This window comes from Paenibacillus sp. HWE-109, from assembly GCF_022163125.1.
Taxonomy (GTDB): domain Bacteria; phylum Bacillota; class Bacilli; order Paenibacillales; family NBRC-103111; genus Paenibacillus_E.
The window spans coordinates 5949943-5967871 of record NZ_CP091881.1 but is presented as its reverse complement, the minus strand read 5'-3'; the positions used below and the strand labels follow the sequence as shown (position 1 = coordinate 5967871).

At 42.2% G+C, this 17929-nt stretch carries 13 protein-coding genes; all 13 read left to right on the top strand.

The window, feature by feature from the left end; all coding sequences use genetic code 11:
* Window positions 1-10 precede the first annotated feature (10 nt).
* Window positions 11-616 (top strand): acyltransferase, encoded by a 606-nt coding sequence (locus tag LOZ80_RS25385; protein ID WP_238167282.1) that lies wholly within the window; start codon window positions 11-13, stop codon window positions 614-616.
* Entirely contained in the window at window positions 609-1844 is a 1236-nt protein-coding gene (locus tag LOZ80_RS25380; RefSeq protein ID WP_238167281.1) for a glycosyltransferase, read from the top strand. The genes LOZ80_RS25385 and LOZ80_RS25380 overlap by 8 nt, the downstream gene beginning before the upstream one ends.
* Entirely contained in the window at window positions 1841-2953 is a 1113-nt protein-coding gene (locus LOZ80_RS25375; protein WP_238167280.1) for a polysaccharide pyruvyl transferase family protein, read from the top strand. The genes LOZ80_RS25380 and LOZ80_RS25375 overlap by 4 nt, the downstream gene beginning before the upstream one ends.
* Window positions 2954-2969: 16 nt before the next feature.
* Entirely contained in the window at window positions 2970-4169 is a 1200-nt protein-coding gene (locus LOZ80_RS25370) for a glycosyltransferase (protein ID WP_238167279.1), read from the top strand.
* A gap of 2 nt (window positions 4170-4171) precedes the next feature.
* A complete protein-coding gene (locus LOZ80_RS25365; protein WP_238167278.1) occupies window positions 4172-5725 on the top strand; it encodes a lipopolysaccharide biosynthesis protein in 1554 nt (517 codons plus the stop codon).
* Window positions 5726-5756: 31 nt separating this feature from the next.
* On the top strand, window positions 5757-6872 hold the full coding sequence (locus tag LOZ80_RS25360; protein ID WP_238167277.1) for an acyltransferase: 1116 nt from the start codon (window positions 5757-5759) through the stop codon (window positions 6870-6872).
* A 76-nt stretch (window positions 6873-6948) separates the two neighbouring features.
* The gene (locus LOZ80_RS25355) at window positions 6949-10617 is read left to right on the top strand and encodes a fibronectin type III domain-containing protein (RefSeq protein WP_238167276.1); all 3669 of its coding nucleotides are present in this window, start codon (window positions 6949-6951) and stop codon (window positions 10615-10617) included.
* A 340-nt stretch (window positions 10618-10957) separates the two neighbouring features.
* Entirely contained in the window at window positions 10958-12787 is a 1830-nt protein-coding gene (locus LOZ80_RS25350; protein WP_238173113.1) for a polysaccharide biosynthesis protein, read from the top strand.
* 13 nt (window positions 12788-12800) lie between these two features.
* On the top strand, window positions 12801-13676 hold the full coding sequence (gene galU, locus LOZ80_RS25345; RefSeq protein WP_238167275.1) for a UTP--glucose-1-phosphate uridylyltransferase GalU: 876 nt from the start codon (window positions 12801-12803) through the stop codon (window positions 13674-13676).
* Between the two features lie 9 nt (window positions 13677-13685).
* On the top strand, window positions 13686-14840 hold the full coding sequence (locus tag LOZ80_RS25340; RefSeq protein WP_238167274.1) for a glycosyltransferase family 4 protein: 1155 nt from the start codon (window positions 13686-13688) through the stop codon (window positions 14838-14840).
* Window positions 14825-15934, top strand: coding sequence for a glycosyltransferase family 1 protein (locus LOZ80_RS25335; RefSeq protein ID WP_238167273.1), 1110 nt, complete (start codon window positions 14825-14827; stop codon window positions 15932-15934). Before LOZ80_RS25340 ends, LOZ80_RS25335 begins: the two co-directional genes overlap by 16 nt.
* Window positions 15935-15938: 4 nt before the next feature.
* Window positions 15939-16823, top strand: a complete 885-nt coding sequence (locus LOZ80_RS25330; protein ID WP_238167272.1) for a glycosyltransferase family 2 protein — start codon at window positions 15939-15941, stop codon at window positions 16821-16823.
* Window positions 16824-16844: 21 nt separating this feature from the next.
* Window positions 16845-17921: an EpsG family protein gene (locus LOZ80_RS25325; protein WP_238167271.1), complete on the top strand. Its 1077-nt coding sequence runs from the start codon at window positions 16845-16847 to the stop codon at window positions 17919-17921.
* The last annotated feature ends 8 nt before the right edge of the window (window positions 17922-17929 follow it).

Genomic DNA, 17929 nt, shown 5'->3' with positions numbered 1-17929 from the left:
GGAGAACCGAATGATAAGTATTCTACGGAAAATAATGACCACACTGATTGCGGAAAGCCGCGGCAGAGGCTTGTATTACACCATCCTGATGAATCTATCCCATCTGATTGGCATTCTGAGAGCTGGATGTAATAAGCTTATTTATTTCAAAAATATTAAATCGTCCATCTTCTCACTCCAAGCGAATAGTAGAATTGAAGCCTTCAGCAAGCATGCCAGCATTCACATCGGGAAGTTCGTGTTTATACGCAAGAATGCCAGTATTCGTGTAGATCACTTTGGGGAGCTTCGCATTGCAGAAAAGGTTTTCATTAACGATAACTGCAACATTAATTGTGTGTATAAGATCACTATTGGCAAGCATACCAAGATTGCGCCTAATGTTAGTATCAATGATCATGATCACAACTATAAAAGCAGCACGGGTGATCACTTGATCAAAGGAGAAATTAGAATTGGAGAAAATGTCTGGGTGGGCTCCAATGTGGTTATTCTTAGGGATACAATCATTGGCGATAATGCCGTAATCGCAGCAGGCAGCGTTGTGAAAGGGAATGTGCCAGCCAATACGCTGTATCTAAATAAAAGAGAAAAGAGTTATATCCAATATGCCTAAAATCTTGATTACGGTCTTTGACATGGAAATTGGCGGTATAGAACGAAGCTTAATTAACATGCTGGAGAGCTTTGATTACGAGAATTATGAGGTGGATCTGTTTATCTGCCAGCATGCCGGTGACTTTCTCAGCTTAATACCCGAGCAAGTTCATGTGCTGCCTGAGCAAGCCCCATACACGGTTTTTCGTAAATCAATGCGCAGTTGTCTCAAAGAGGGGCATTTCTCAGCTTTCCTGATCCGACTAGCGAGCAAACTGATGGCAGGTTGGAAGGCGAAACGCCGAAAACTGAAAGAGGGCTCAGGCTACATTCAAATGCAGCTTGTGCTTAAGTTCACGTCTTATGTGCTGCCAAAGATAGACCAAGAATATGATTTAGCCATCAGTTACGCCTGGCCTCATGATATTGTTGCGAATAACGTAAAGGCAGCGAAGAAAATGGCTTGGATCCATACGGATTACAGCGAATTGGAAATAGACAATGAGATAGACCTTGCGCTCTGGAACAAATTCGATGCGATTGCCTCGATCTCAGACGCCTGCACGGAGGCATTTCTCAAGACTTACCCTTCGCTGCAATCGAAGATTATGCTAATCGAGAATATAACATCGCCTAAGTTTATTAAGCAAATGGCAGAAGAACCGCACCAAATCAATGGAGGTTTGGAAGAAACATTTTCCATCGTCTCTGTCGGGCGTTTGTCGTATGTAAAGGGATTCGATATGGCTGTTCAAGCATTGAGGCTGCTGCACGATAAGGGACTCACGGCTATCAAATGGTATATCGTTGGGTATGGCGGGTATGAGAACCAGCTTAAATCAATCATTGCCGAGAACAAGCTGGAGAACCACTTTATCCTCGCAGGCAAGCAAATGAACCCTTACCCTTATATGAAGCACTGTGATTTATACGTTCAGCCCTCCCGATATGAAGGCAAGGCTGTAACCGTTACGGAAGCCAAGATATTGGGCAAACCTGTCATGATAACGAATTATCCAACAGCCAGCAGTCAGATTGAGGATGGGGAGGAAGGCCTTATTTGTGAGTTAAGTGTAGAGGGTATCGCGGAAGGAATTGAGCGGTTGTATAAGGATGTCGTTCTAAGAGACAGGTTGGCAAGCCATTGCGCCAAGACAGATTACAGCAACACCGATGAGCTTAATAAAATTTATCACACAGTGGGGCATTCAGAACCGAATTTTGTAATGAAAGAAGTGACGGTATGAAGGTATGTACGATAACTTGTCATGATGTATATAATCATGGTGCATCTTTACAAGCTTACGGATTAATGAGATATCTCAAAACATGCGGACATGATGTAGAAATTATTGATTACAAGCCGGATTATCTAAGCAATCACTATAATATGTGGAGTATTAATCATCCTAAGTGGGAAAAGAATGCAGTAACCAAATTGTTGTATTTAACGCTCAAAATACCGACGAGAATTCGTGAACGTGCCAAGAAACGGGCGTTTGATAGATTCACGGCCAAGTATTTGCCCATAACGAATGTTAGGTATCGAACCAATGAAGAATTAAAGCAGGATATGCCAGATGCGGATGTTTACTTGTGTGGCAGTGATCAAATATGGAATTGCTTGCACAAGAATGGCAAGGATCCGGCGTTTTATTTGGATTTTGTTCCAGATAAAAAAGTAAAAGCAGCCTATGCGGCAAGTTTTGCCACAGACAGCATCTCTGACGAGTATCAGCCCGTGGTGAAGAAACGCGTAGAACGGTTAGATGCTGTAGGCGTAAGAGAGAAAAGTGCTGTGGATATCCTAAGCAGATTAAATATAACAAAAGCCAATCATGTTGTAGATCCGGTTTTCTTATTAGACTCAACAGATTGGGACCAAATTGGAAATCAAAGCTATCAAGAAAAATATATTCTAATCTATGATTTTGACAGCAGTGCATTGATCAAGAAGATAGCGATGGATGTTGCCAAGGAGAAAGGCTATAAGATCTATACGCTGCATTCAGGCAAGTTGAGGTATGCAGACAAATACTTTACATTGGACGGTCCTGAAACTTTCGTATCACTTGTGAGAAATGCTCAGTTTATTATATCGAACTCTTTCCATGCCGCTGTTTTTTCTATCCTGTATGAAAGATCGTTCGTTATTGTGAACAGGAACGAAGCTATTAACACAAGAATGAGAGATCTGTTAGATGATTTAGAGCTCAAGGATCGTTTAGTAACTGAAGATTATAGCCTGAAAGAAATCGTGAAGAAGATGGAATTTCAGCGAAGTAAGAAGCTTTTACAAGATAAAATCGACTTCTCTAAGAAATACTTGCAGGATGTACTTTCCATTCAGAAATAGGATGAGAGGACCGAAGATGAAAACGATATTATTCGTTATTGATTCCTTACATAGCGGCGGCGCAGAAAAAAGTTTGCTTTCCTTGCTTACATTATTTGATTACGAGAATTACAAAGTGGATTTGCTTCTGTTTTCACAGAAGGGACTCTATCTTCCTTTGCTTCCCAAAGAAGTTAATGTGCTGGAAGTGCCGCCGTTTCTCCAAAGACAGTCTGGTGGAATCAAGAGCTTAATTACCGCCAGAAGATTTAAGGACCTATATCTAAGCGTCAGAAGGTCAATATCGTTAAGACTTCCGGCTCAAACCAAGAGGCTGCACAGTGCTCAGATCAGTTGGGAATGGTTATCCAAAGGGATAGAACCTTTAGATGGCCATTACGATGTTGCTATTGCGTACAGTCAAGGTACACCGACCTATTTTGTTACGGAGAAAGTGAAGGCTGACAAAAAAATGTGTTGGGTGAATACGGATTATAAAATGGCTCCTTATAACAATGAATTTGATACAAAATTCTATGGACAATTCGATCACGTCGTCGCTGTCTCTGACTATAACAAAGACGTATTCACGGAAGAAATGCCCATAGCCAAAGAAAAAACGAGCGTCGTTTATGATATCGTCTCCCCAGGTCTCATTGTTTCTATGTCGGAGCAAGAGGGTGGGTTTCAAGATGATTTTGACGGAGTGAGGGTACTAACGATAGGCAGGTTAGTTGAGGCCAAGGGTTACGATCTAGCCTTAGAAGCTTGCAGCAAACTGATTCAAGAAGGATTTAAGCTTCGGTGGTATGTGATCGGGGAGGGGCAGTTGAAGGAGAAGTTAGTGAAGACGATACAATCGCTTCACCTGGAAGAGTATTTCATTTTCCTTGGCACCTTTCAGAATCCCTATACCTTTATCAAACAATGTGATCTCTATGTGCAGCCTTCCAGATTTGAGGGGTTTGGTTTAGCCATAGCAGAAGCGAAAATTTTGCAAAAGCCTGTCATTGCCACCAATTTCACCGTCGTTCACAATCAATTAACCGATGGCGAAAATGGTTTGATTGTTGACATGAATGCAAATGCGTTATACACGGGAATTAAGAAGTTGCTGTCTGAACAATCCTTAAAGGATAAAATACGCAGCCGTTTAGCCAAAGAGGAGCTTGGAACAGAACGGGAAATTGAGAAAGTATATGCAATGATTGAGTCCTACTCAAAGACGGTGAGCTAAACATGAGAGTCAAGAAGGCAAGTATCAATGTAGTTGTTAATTTATTGACCTTTCTATTAGGTCTAGTCCCTTCATTTATTCTAAGAAAAGTATTTCTGGATACATTGGGGAATGAACTGTTGGGGTTAACCTCTTTATACACGAACATAATCGGACTCCTGTCTATTGTGGAATTGGGCATAGGCAGCGCCATTATTTACTCCTTATATAAGCCGTTTGCTGAGGGCGATTATGTAAAGGTTAAAGGCTATTTAAATTACTATGCGAAGCTTTATAAGTTTGTCGGTTTTATTATTCTGGGATTAGGCCTAATCATGACTTTCTTTTTACATCTCTTTGTAAAAGATCAGGTCAACCTCGTCGATGCACAGCTATATTTTCTCTTGTTTTTGGTCTACACACTGACCAGCTACTTTTTCTCTTATAAGTTATGCATTTTAAATGTAGCGCAAGATGGATATAAGATATCTATTGCGACTACGTTGAGCAAATTACTTATTTCTATCCTTCAATTTATGATGTTAAAATTTCTTCCTGACTTATATGTCTATTTGTGGATTCAAATTATTATCAATTTTTTGTTTTACTTGTTTATGAACCTATACATAGGCAAAAAGTATCCATGGATAAGGAAAACACGGGGGCATATTACGACAGAGGAACGAACCTCTTTGATCAAAAACGTGAAAGCCCTGTTTTTACATAAGATAGGCGGCATTCTAGTTCTGGGAACAGACAACCTGGTGATTTCGTCTTTCATTAACTTAACGGTTGTTGGGGTGTTCAATAGCTACAGTATGATCGTAGGTGCCGCGCAGGGGCTTATTTCTACTTCCTTATCCGGAGTTGCAGCGAGTGTAGGAAACCTATTGGTGGATGGAAGCAAGGATGTCATTTACAAAATCCATAAAAAACTGTTCTTTTTAAGTTTTTGGATTGTCTCCTTTGCAACAATTTCTTTGATTAACACAATCCAGCAATTCGTCAGACTATGGTTGGGAGACAATCAAAGATTAGATAATTTAACAATTGTATTATTGTTGATCAACTTCTATTTTTTCCTGATGCGTGGATCTGTCGAGCGGTTTAAAGAAGGCGGAGGGATCTATCATCAAGATCGATTCGCGCCGTTGGTTGAGGCGTCCATTAATTTAATTGCTTCCATCATCTTTATTCAATTAATCGGGTTGCCAGGTGTACTGCTAGGTACCTTATTAAGCAATGTGACGGTCATATTCTGGATCAAACCCAAAATGGTGTATAAGTACATTTTCGAGAAGAAACTAAGGGAGTATTTCAAAATGTATGTGAAGTTTTTGGTTATTGGTCTTATTCCATTACTCATTACGTATTTGCTCACTTCTCAGTTAAAGCACATAAACAGTGTTTATGCACTTGCCGCGAACTGTATGGTTCATATCATTGTGATAAATCTTATTTATTACATCCTATTTAGAAAAAATGAAGAGTTCATCTATTTTAAGGGACTGCTTCTGGCTTTACTGGGGAAAATGAAGTTCAAATGGGGAACCCTGCGATTAAAAAAGGATATGTAAGTTTACTTTGTTCAATGTATGGGGGGATAATGTGGCGACAGAACCAATCAATAAAAGCAGATTTCCGGAATTAGACTTTATCAGAGCCATAGCAGTAATAGCCGTCATTGTCATTCATGTCACTAGTATTACACTAACAAAGACGGATCCAGATCAATTCACGCGACTATCAAGCGTACTCATCAATCAATTAAGCCGGTTTTGTGTGCCGGCATTTTTGTTCGTTTCCGGCATTCTTGCGTATCACAGCTTCCAAAGAAGGAGCACCTATTCAGGGCTTATCGTTAGCAAACTAAAAGCGCTGATTGTACCCTATATTGTTTGGACTACAATAGGGTTGCTTTTTTTTCTATCATTTTCAATTAATTATAAGGGAATCATCATGATCTTCCTGACAGGAAGCGGCCCCTTCTATCAGCTGTACTACATACCTTTATTGTTTCAACTGTTTGTTATTTTGCCTCTCATCATGAGAATAGAGTTAAATAAGCAGATGGTTGTACTCATATTCCTCATGACTTGTTTTCTGCTGGCTGGATATCAGGTCCTGTTGCTGAGTGAGTCAAGCCATGCAAGCGGTGTGATTGGTTATCTAAATACCCTGTTACAGTCGGCTTTTTTTAGTTGGTTTATTTATTTCTATTTAGGCTTGTTTGCAGCGAAATATTATGCTAATTTTCTTGAGTTTGTAAAATCGAAATCATTCGTATTTTTTGTAACTCTCTACGTCATATGTACCATCCTGCTTATAGCTGATGCGTATTATAGTACAATTATTCACAAGCAATCTGATTTAATGGGATACTTTAGAGTAACCGTTCTGTTCTATTCCTTAGCGACGATTCTTGTATTGATTAAATTAGGAATGATCATTCAATCACGTTTGTTGGAGAATATATATCGAAACTCTTTTGGTATTTATCTCATTCATGTAGCTGTTCTCAAACTCATCTATCTAGTCTCCAGCCATATGTTCGCTAATCCTGCAGCTATTGTTGCGAGCATTGTTTTAACTATGCTTATATCTTATGGGATGATTGAGGTCATACAAAGATCGCCTCTTTCTTGGTTATTGCTTGGGCAGAAAAGTATAAATGCAAGGAGAAGAACAAATATAGAGTCTACAGATCATAAATTAGTGCGCTAGCGGAGATGAATAGGCAAACGTTCGTAGCATAAGCACCTTCAAATGAATATCTTTTTAACATGGAGGTGTGTATATAATGGCAGATGGCGGTGATTACAAAGTTGAGTTGGATCGTTGGGGGATAAAGAATAATGGGACAGAAGCATTAAACACTAGCAAGGGGATCAACGATGCGTTGAAGTTTGCTTCTGATCAAGGTTACACAGAGGCCATACTTCCAAAAGGCTTATATCTGATTGATGAGAATACGCCTATTGAGCCTCAAAGTTACATGACATTAAACTTAAATGGATCTACACTAAAAATCCAGAGCAATGGTTTAGTGGGTTATGCCATCATCATGTTTCAACGAAATCAACAATTCTCAAGAGTTACAAATGGCATCATTCAAGGTGATAAGGATACTCATGATTACACGACCATTAAAAGTACCCATGAAGGCGGACATGGGATTTACGTAGATAATACCCCTGTAATTGGTTCTAATATTAGGTTCCTTACGCTTGATAACCTTGAAATTCTGAATTGCACAGGTGATGGGATCTCGCTTGGAAGTTTATACGGACAGATTGCTGGCTATACCTTTGATGGGAAATTTGAAAGTGGCAGAATCAGCCTCACAGATGGATCCTTGCAACCGGATAATAATCGAATTCGATCTTCGGTCAAAATCGACTTAAGTCAAGCGAATATCCTCAAGTGGGGTTACTTTGGACTCTATGGCGATAGTTACGGGGGACTTGGAGCAGGAATAACCTCTGACTTGTACGATGTCATTTTTTATAACAAAGATGATACATTTTATTCAGCCAAAGCGAACGTGCAATTTTATGATGAGGTTGAAGTCCCTAAAGGGCCAAGCTATGCGAAAATTGTTATTCATCAAGGTGCGGTACCAGCTGCAGGACAGACATCCATCACGCTGAAAGTGGTTGAGTTTGCCAAGAATGTATACATCGAAAAATGCCATATACATGATTGCAGAAGGTTAGGTATCTCAGTCAACGGAGCAAAGTATGTGTATATTAGAGGCAATGAGATTGACCATATTCAAGGAACTGCTCCGCAAGGGGCTATAGATATTGAGGATATGTATGATTTTAATCAATACATCTATATAGAGAATAACAACCTGCACGATAATAAATCTTATAATATCATTGCTGTCGCAGGTAGACATATTAATATAACGAACAACGCGATTAATGGGGGTACACTTGCAATTAATATTAGTGCGGATAAGGTGATTATGGAAGGCAATGATTTAAGAGATGTAGGTGCCCAGCTTGCCGGACAAATTAATTTCTCCAATAATCATCTCTATGGCACTAAACTCGTACTTAGTGCAGGAGATCGAGATATACTTATAAATGGATGTCTATTTCATAATAGTGTGCTCAACATAAATAGAGATAAGGCCTATAGTGTCGGCATTAATAATTGTAAGTTTAGCAATGACAAAGATTTCTTCAGCTCTTATGCAGGTTTAGGCGCTACGCTTAGTTTCTCTATCGAACCTCAAACCTTCTCTGATTGTGTGATTGAAGGCAGCGGCGTTATGGGCAGCGCTTTAACGTGGGTGGCTAATGAAACGAAGAATGGATGGATACTGAACAATATTACTTTTACCAACACCAAACATGATCAGAATATTATAACATGCTTGCCGCCAGGCAGGTATTCAGGTTGCAGGTTCTCTAATCCTGGTCCATTATCCATCGTTAGTAATCCTCAAGCAGAATATGTATTTGATGGATGCGGGTTTGATTGGGATACGTATACGTTATTTACAACCACTTCGGGTAAAAAAGTTGCCATGCTTCAGGTAAGCAACAGTACTTTTGCTGGCAAACAAAATCCTGCTTTTAATCTTGCGGATATAGGCGGGGAGATGATAGTTGCCCAGAATATTTTTAACTATACGACGGCTACTGCCAATGGAGCTATGATCGATTTTGCATGGGAGACCTTCATTAGTGAACGTATAATTCTTGATGGAAATAGATTCAAATCGGACGTTGCCATGAAAGCGATTAACGCAGGGGATTCCCGTGCTTCACAGACACCAATCATTTTTAAGAATAACGTGGTTCAGACGGCTGTAGTCAATATCGTAGAAAATCCTAAACACCTGCAGTTCAACAACGTCATTAATGGCATTCTCGATAGTAAAGATGACAGCTTCAATGGAACCATAGATGATATCATTCCGCCACTCGCGGTAACCAATCTCAAAGTCGGGAATGTAACTTCTAGCGCGATAACAGTAACTTGGATCCACTCAATCTCTTCCGATACGGCTAAATATGAAGTAGCTTACAGTGCGGATGGAACGAATTATACCATTGCTAGTGACTCTGTAGTTGGGACTTCATATAATTTAACAGGACTTAACGCCAGCAGGCTGTATGTGATCCGAATTACGGCCATTGACATCTCTAATAATCGTTCAATTGATAACCCAACCGTACAAGTCCTCACCTCTGCTGCCTCTAATGCCCCCAGCCCTGTAACCAATTTAAAAGTAGGGACACTCACATCTGTTTCCATTAATGTATCATGGATTCCATCGGCATCCGCGAATGTGATTATGACTGAGATTGCTTATTCTTCCGATGGCACGAATTATGCGGTAGCCGGCCTTATTGATAAGGCAGTTAGCTCGTATACCATTTCAGGTTTAATAGCCGGAAAAACATATACAGTTCGGGCGGTAAGCCTTGATGTATCTATTAATAGGTCCATTGCAGCCACAATCTCAGCTACGACAGCTAGCCTGGGTACTCCGGATACGATTGCTCCGGTTGTCAAAGCATATCCGGAGAGCATGACGTTTGCCTTAAACCAGACCGTATTCGTGAATTTAATTGCGAATAAAGCAGCGACAATCTACTATACATTGAATGGAGCTACCCCGACTATTGTAAGCTCTGTCTATCTCTCTCCGATTCCCCTTACTGCTACAACTACGTTAAAATACTTTGCCATGGACACATCACTAAATGCATCCATTGTAAAGACCTCAACCTATAGCAAGATGACATTCGCAATTCCGAATAGTACAACATTAACTAGTGGCCTGCTTCATAGCTATGACTTTAGTCAAGATACAGGTTCTACTCAAACAGACTTGGCAGGCGCTATGCCTTTGGTTCTTAACGGATACAATACAGATGGAACCGAAGGCAGGCAAGGTGCAGGTTTAAAATCCACGGGCACAGGCTATGCCAATAATCCCGATATAACGAACCTGGGAATAAGTATAGGCAGCTCCTTCACAGTCGTGGTGATGGGTGCAATTAATGTAGGCACGTTCTCAACTAATATGTTTAGCAGCAATAAGAATAACGCATCGATCGAGATAGGGACACCTCCAGCCAGCATTGTGGGAAGATTCGTAATAGGCACTTATAACGTTGGGGCTTTGCATGTCCATCCTCAGGTGGTGGTTGCAGACAGTACTAATGGCAATACAGTCATTGTCAGAGATGATGCCGCAACTGCTGATTCATCTATTGTGAATGGGAAGGTGTATGTGATCCAGTTAACCTATGATGCCACTAGCAAACAAGTTTCCTTGTTTCTGAATGGTTCGCTTAACAAGATGAAGGTGGTAAATAACCATCTTAAATTTGATGGCCTAACGCTCAGTAACAGCAATACAACGGTTTGTGCACTGCTCCTATATAACCGAATACTGACAAGTGCAGAATTAGTGCAAGTGAGCAAGGAGTTGTTAACTTGAACGTATGTTTTGGTTAGGGGGTAAGCGATGCTTACCCCCTATTTCGGCGTGATGCTTAAGGCAGCTGAAAGTGCGTATTTGTTCGAATGGTGATGATTCTTTATAATGAACAATTCTCCGTTATTTGGCACGGAAAATTTACAATTACGCTGTTGACATGTTCGATATAAAGAACTAGAATGAGTCTATACAGAATTGTTCTTTATAAAGAATTTCCCGCGTTTTTTGTTCGTTATTTGGTCACAGTTTATCCTTTTTTGTAATCGACAGGCAGAAAGTAAAAAAATTTAAACATTTTGTTCTATATAAAGAATTTACTATACGGAAAGGGTGGATTATTCTGTCATATCGTCAACGGTTATCGCTGCTCATCGCCATAGACTCCGTTATCGTGTTAACTTCGATTTTTGTTAGTCACTTTTTGTTAAGCGCTGATTTCCACTTAGTGTCGCTTCCTCTGGTTGTAAGCTCAATTACGCTGCTGCTAAGTCATCATCTCTTCTCGTTGATCTATAAGCTCTATAAAAAGGCATGGGAACATGCCAGTATAACGGAGCTGTTGATCATTTTCAAAGCGATCACGTTTTCAATCATAACCGTCGCTTTCGTGCAGCAAATAATTGTACATGACATTTACTTTCGGCTGCTGGCAGTGACCTGGATGCTGCATTCGCTGCTGATCGGCGGGTCGCGTTTCGGCTGGAGACTTATTTTGAGTACCTACATTAATAAATCTGCAAATAAGAAAAGAACGTTGATTGTTGGTGCGGGTTCGGCAGGGACGATGGTGGTCAGACAGTTAATTAAAAGCATTGATGCTGAACTCGTACCTGTTGCTTTTATTGATGACAATGTGAATATACATAGCCTCGACATTCTAGGCATTCCTGTCAAGGGAGGGATCGAGATGATCGAGCAAACGGTAAAAGATCTGAATATCGATCACATTATTATCGCGATTCCTTCTCTGGGCAAAAAGGAATTAAACACGATTTTCCAAGAGTGTACGAAGACCAAAGCGCGAACACAAACGCTTCCGATGCTGGAGGACCTTGTATCAGGCAAGCTTTCTGTCAATCACTTCATGGATGTACAGGTGGAGGATTTGCTCGGACGTCAACCGATTGAGCTGGATATCGAGAGCATCTCGGAGTATATCGCCAATCGCGTTGTGCTGGTGACCGGGGCAGGCGGGTCGATTGGTTCTGAAATTTGTCGGCAGGTGACGAAGTTTAATCCTCAGAAGTTGATTCTTCTAGGCCACGGTGAGAATAGTATTTATAGCATAGAAATGGAATTAAAGGATACATACGGACGGACAGAAGTCGAATTTATGACAGAAATCGCGGATGTGCAGGATGTCAAGAAAATGATGTCGATTATGAATAAATATCGGCCGAGTGTCGTCTATCATGCCGCTGCCCATAAGCATGTGCCGCTGATGGAGCGCAATCCCGAAGAGGCTTTTAAGAACAATGTCATAGGCACAATGAATGTGGCGATGGCTGCAAGTCAGTATGAGGTAGATACATTCGTCATGATATCGACGGATAAAGCGGTCAATCCGACTAGTGTAATGGGCGCTACGAAAAGAATGGCAGAAATGATTATCCAAGACATGGATAAAACAAGCAAGACGAAGTTCGTGGCTGTACGTTTCGGCAATGTACTGGGCAGTCGTGGCAGCGTGATACCTCGGTTCAAGCAGCAAATTGTCAAGGGCGGTCCTGTTTCCGTGACGCACCCCGATATGATTCGTTACTTTATGACGATTCCTGAAGCTTCCCGCCTCGTTATACAAGCTGGCGCGCTAGCAAGAGGAGGAGAAATTTTCGTGCTCGACATGGGAGAACCTGTGAAGATTGTTGATCTGGCTAAGAACTTAATCAAGCTTTCCGGGAATTCCTTAGAGGATATAGGTATCGAATTTACGGGTATGCGGCCGGGAGAAAAGCTGTATGAAGAGCTGTTAAAAGCTGATGAAGTGGATGGAAAGCAAGTGTTTCCGAAAATTTATATTGGCAAAACAGCAAATCTCTACATGGAAGAGATCAAAGAAATTATTTCGATCTATACCACATTGGATAAAGAAAGCTTGCGAACACAGTTGCTGGATTTAGCCAATAGCAAGGTCATTCCGATTCCGAAAAAACTAGTCTCGATTGGCTAAAAGGAGCAACGACATGAAAGTAAGAAAAGCGATTATTCCCGCAGCGGGTCTGGGGACACGATTCTTGCCGGCGACCAAGGCAATGCCCAAAGAAATGCTGCCTATTGTCGACAAGCCTACGATTCAATTCATTGTAGAAGAAGCCATTGAGTCTGGCATCGAAGATATTCTTATCGTCACTGGCAAAGGGAAGAGGGCCATCGAGGATCACTTCGATAATTGCTTTGAACTGGAGCAGAATCTGTTTGAGAAACAGAAATTCGAATTGCTAACGGAAGTTCAGAAGTCTTCCCGTGTAGAGATTCATTATATCCGTCAGAAGGAACCGAGAGGTCTTGGACATGCCATTTGGTGCGCGCGCAAGTTTATCGGCAACGAACCCTTCGCAGTACTCCTGGGTGACGACATTGTTCGGGCAGAACAGCCTTGCCTGGAGCAAATGATGCTGCAATACGAGAAGCTCGAAGCTTCTATCATTGGTGTGCAGCATGTGCCGCTTCAAGAAGTGTCGCGATATGGCATTGTAGACGGTCACGAAATAAACAAGCGGTTGTTCAGTGTCAACCACGTAGTGGAGAAGCCGAAACGGGAGGAAGCTCCTTCGAATCTGGCGATCATGGGCCGGTATATTCTAACACCAAGAATTTTCGATATTTTAAGCCATCAAGGGCCGGGTTCCGGTGGTGAGATCCAACTGACAGATGCGATTGCGGAGCTGAATCGGCTTGAATCTGTCTATGCATATGAATTTGAAGGCCAGCGATTCGATGTGGGGGAGAAGTTAGGTTTTATCCAAACTTCCATCGATTATGCGCTGCAGCGGGAAGATCTGAAATATGATCTGCTCAAATACCTTGCCTCTATTGTAGAGAAGGAATTAATTAAGTAGGGGATGCAGATGCGGAAGAAAGTACTGTTTTGTGCGACGGTTGATTATCACTTCAAAGCCTTTCATATTCCCTATATGAGATGGTTTCAAGAGCAGGGCTGGGAAGTCCATGTTGCTGCTAAAGGAAGTATGGAGCTTCCTTATGTAGATAAGAAGTATAATCTTCCGATACAGCGATCACCTTTTAAGTTAATGAACTTGAAGGCGTATGCCCAGCTTAAATCCATTATCAAGGAGCAAGAATTCGACATCATTCATTGCCACACGCCGATGGGTGGCGTATTAGCCCGATTGACAGCTCGGGCAGCGAGGAAGAAGGGGACAAGGGTCATCTATACGGCCCATGGTTTTCACTTTTGCCAAGGCTCCTCTCTGGCGAGTTGGTTGGTGTATTATCCATTGGAGAAAATTCTTTCTTATTTCACGGATTGCTTGATTACCATTAATGAGGAAGATTACCGATTGGCTGTTTCTCGGAAATTCCGCGCTCAGCACGTAGAGTATGTACGTGGCGTGGGTGTTGATACAGAACGTTTTAAACCTGTGGGTGAGGTGGATAAACGGGAACTGAAACGGTCTTATGGATTTCAGCCAGATGATATTCTGCTCTTCTATGCGGCTGAATTCAACTCGAATAAGAATCAACAGATGCTAATACGAGCGCTCTCCCTCATCAAAGCTGCTGCTCCTAGCGTCAAACTTTTGCTTGCTGGCGAAGGCACATTGAAAGAACAATGCCAGGAACTCGCTGATCAGCTGGATGTTGCCGGGAACGTCTCTTTCCTGGGATATCGCAATGACATTGATCAGTTATTGCCGATGTGTGATATTGCGGTAGCCTCAAGCCAACGTGAGGGGTTGCCGGTGAATATAATGGAAGCTATGGCCTGTGGACTTCCGATTATTGCCAGTAGAAACCGGGGCCATCATGAGCTGGTTCACGAAGAGCAGAATGGTTATCTGGTAACGCCTAACGATCATGAGGCGATGGCAGAGAAGATGAAGCTGCTTGTGCATAACAAGGAGTTAAGTGTTCAAATGGGCTTGCAAGGCCGCGAATTAGTGGAACAGCGGTATGCAATCCAGCAGATTTTGGCAGAGAAGAGCAGGATATACGCTCTATTCATGGACGAAAAGGTGGATGTCATGTGGGCAATCCAATAAGAATTCTACACGTAGTTGTGAATATGAACCGCGGAGGAGCCGAAACCCTCCTGATGAATTTGTATCGGAATGTGGACCGTACGAAGGTTCAGTTTGATTTCCTAACCTGCAAGACAGGCGCCTTCGATGCGGAGATTCAGGAGATGGGAGGAACGATCCACCGCATTCCCTATGTCTCGGATATTGGTCATAAAGGGTATATTCAAGCGTTGGATGACTTCTTCGCTGCCCATCCCGACTATAAGATCGTTCATGCCCATATGGATAAAATGAGTGGATTCGTGCTGCGCGCAGCGAAGAAAGCCGGAACACCGATTCGGATTGCACACAGTCACAATACGAGCAGTGAGGGCGGAGTTGCAGCGAAGGCTTACAAATGGTTCGCGGGAACATTCATCAGATCCTGCGCGACTCATTTTGTAGCATGCTCACGGAAAGCAGCCCAATGGTTATTTACCAATCAAGAGAAGAAAGCGCTCATTCTCAAGAATGGCATAGAAAGTGATAAATTTGCTTTCTCGCCTCTGGTAAGAGACCAGGTCAGAAGAGAGTTGAAACTGCCAGCAGATGCCTATGTCGTTGGACATGTCGGAAGATTCGCTCAGCAGAAGAATCATGCTTTCCTGATCGATATTTTTGCCCAATTGAATCGCGAGAAGCCAGAAACGCTATTGGTTTTAGCAGGTGACGGACCGCTAAGAGCGCTTATTGAGAAGCGAGTTAAAGCACTGAGTTTGCAAGACAAGGTTAGATTTCTAGGCGTACGAACGGATATTACGCGGCTGCTGCAAGCCTTCGATATGTTTGCTTTCCCTTCCTTGCACGAAGGGCTTCCGGTGACGCTCATTGAGGCGCAAGGCGCAGGGCTTCCTTGCCTGATATCGGATCGAATTACGCAAGAAGTGGATATGGACATTCATTTGGTAGAACGCTTGTCGCTGGGAGACAAAAAGGAGTGGGTAGACCGAATGAAGCAGCTCATTGCCGGAACATTCCCCCGCCAGATACCCGCTTCCTCCTTATCCAGCAAGGGATACGATATTAAGAGTACAGCAGCGTGGACCGAAGGTTTTTATTTAGGCATATCGGGGTGATGATGTGAAGCGGTTGACAGTGTTTACGCCGACGTACAATAGAGCCTATTGTCTGGGGCAATGTTACGAGAGTTTGAAACGACAGACGTCCAAGGACTTCATATGGCTCATTATTGATGACGGATCAGCGGATGATACGCGCGAGTTGGTGGCAGGCTGGATAGCCGAGAATGAGATCCAAATCCGTTATCATCAGCAAGAGAATCAAGGGATGCACGGAGCTCATAATACGGCATATCAACTAATCAATACGGAATTGAATGTATGCATTGATTCCGACGACTATATGCCGGATGAGGCTGTTGCCAACATTCTTGCGTTCTGGGCACAACATGGAAGCGAGAAGGTAAGCGGAATCGTCGGGCTGGATGCCTACACAGACGGTCGATTGATTGGCACGAAGCTGCCGGAAGATCGCAAGACTTCTACGCTGTTCGAATTGTACAGCAAATATGGTGTTACTGGAGATAAGAAACTTGTCTATCGAACGGAACTGACGCGGGATTATCCCTACCCCATTTTTGAAAATGAGAAATATGTAGGCTTAGCCTATAAGTACTATATGTTGGATCAGCAATATGAATTGCTGCTGATGAATCATGTGCTTTGCCATGTAGAGTATTTGCCAGACGGCTCCTCCATGAACATGCTCAAGCAGTATCGCAAGAATCCAAGAGGGTTTGCTTTTTACCGCAAAGAGCTGATGAAACTCCCCTTCGCAAGCTTGTTGTTTAAATTCCGGCAATCGATTCATTATGTATCCAGCAGCTTAACGTCGAGGAATCGCAGCTTCATGAAGGAAACGCCGGCCAAATGGCTGACCTTTCTGGCGATTCCCCCGGGCATCTTCCTCTATTGGTACATGATTAGAAAAACAAGAACCTCTTAAACATCCGAAAGGAACATTTGAATGGCTATCATATGGGTTAATCTGATTGTCGTCTACATCGCCTCCTTCCTTTCCCGCCAACTGGCCAAACCAGTGACGATCGGCTCTGGCCTCTCTGTGATGAAGCCTAATAAATGGTTGGCCGCCATTGTGATGGCAACCTTCGTTCTCATAGCTGGACTGCGCAACAACATTGGGGATACGTTCTTTTACATGTATGCCTACAAGCTCAATGCATTTACCTGGGATCAAGTGAAAGCTGAGAAAGATATCGGCTTTGGTGTCTTGCAAATGATCTTGAAAGCCTATACGGATAATCCGCAATTGTTAATATTTCTAACGGCATTAGTAACGAATGTACTGATCGTTTACGTGTTATACAAGTATTCCAAATTATTCGAAGTTAGCATTTATGTTTACATCACTTCAGGTCTGTACATTGTATCCATGAACGGGGTGCGCCAGTTCTTGGCATCCGCCATTGTGTTTGCCGCTACGAAATACTTATTTGCGGGAAGCTGGCAGAAGTATTTCCTCGTTGTCGCTTTTGCTTCAACCTTTCACGAGAGTGCTTTAATTCTCATTCCGATCTATTTTGTGGTGAGAAGGAAGGCTTGGACATCCTCGACATTCGTTCTTTTCGTTCTGGCGATCGTGCTGATTTTGGGATATAACGTTTTGTCGGATGCGATCTTCTCGGCCATTGCAGATTCCCATTACAGCGAATACAAGAATTTTCAGGAAGGCGGAGCTAGCGTCATTCGCGTAGCTGTTGGGGCTGTCCCACTGATTTTTGCTTATCTGGGCAGACACAAGTTGAGAGAAATGTTCCCGCAAAGTGATTACATAGTCAACATGTCATTGCTGAATTTTGTGATCATGGCTGTTGCCACACAGAACTGGATATTTGCCAGATTCACAATTTACTTCGGCCTATACAACGTTCTCTTGATTTCATGGGTCATAAGTTTATTTGTAAAAAGACAGCAGAAGCTGATTTACTACGCAATTCTAGGTTTCTATGCCGTTTATTTCTATTACGAGAATGTGATTACGCTAAATATTATTTATAAAAGTGATTACTTGAAATTATGGTAATGGAATGG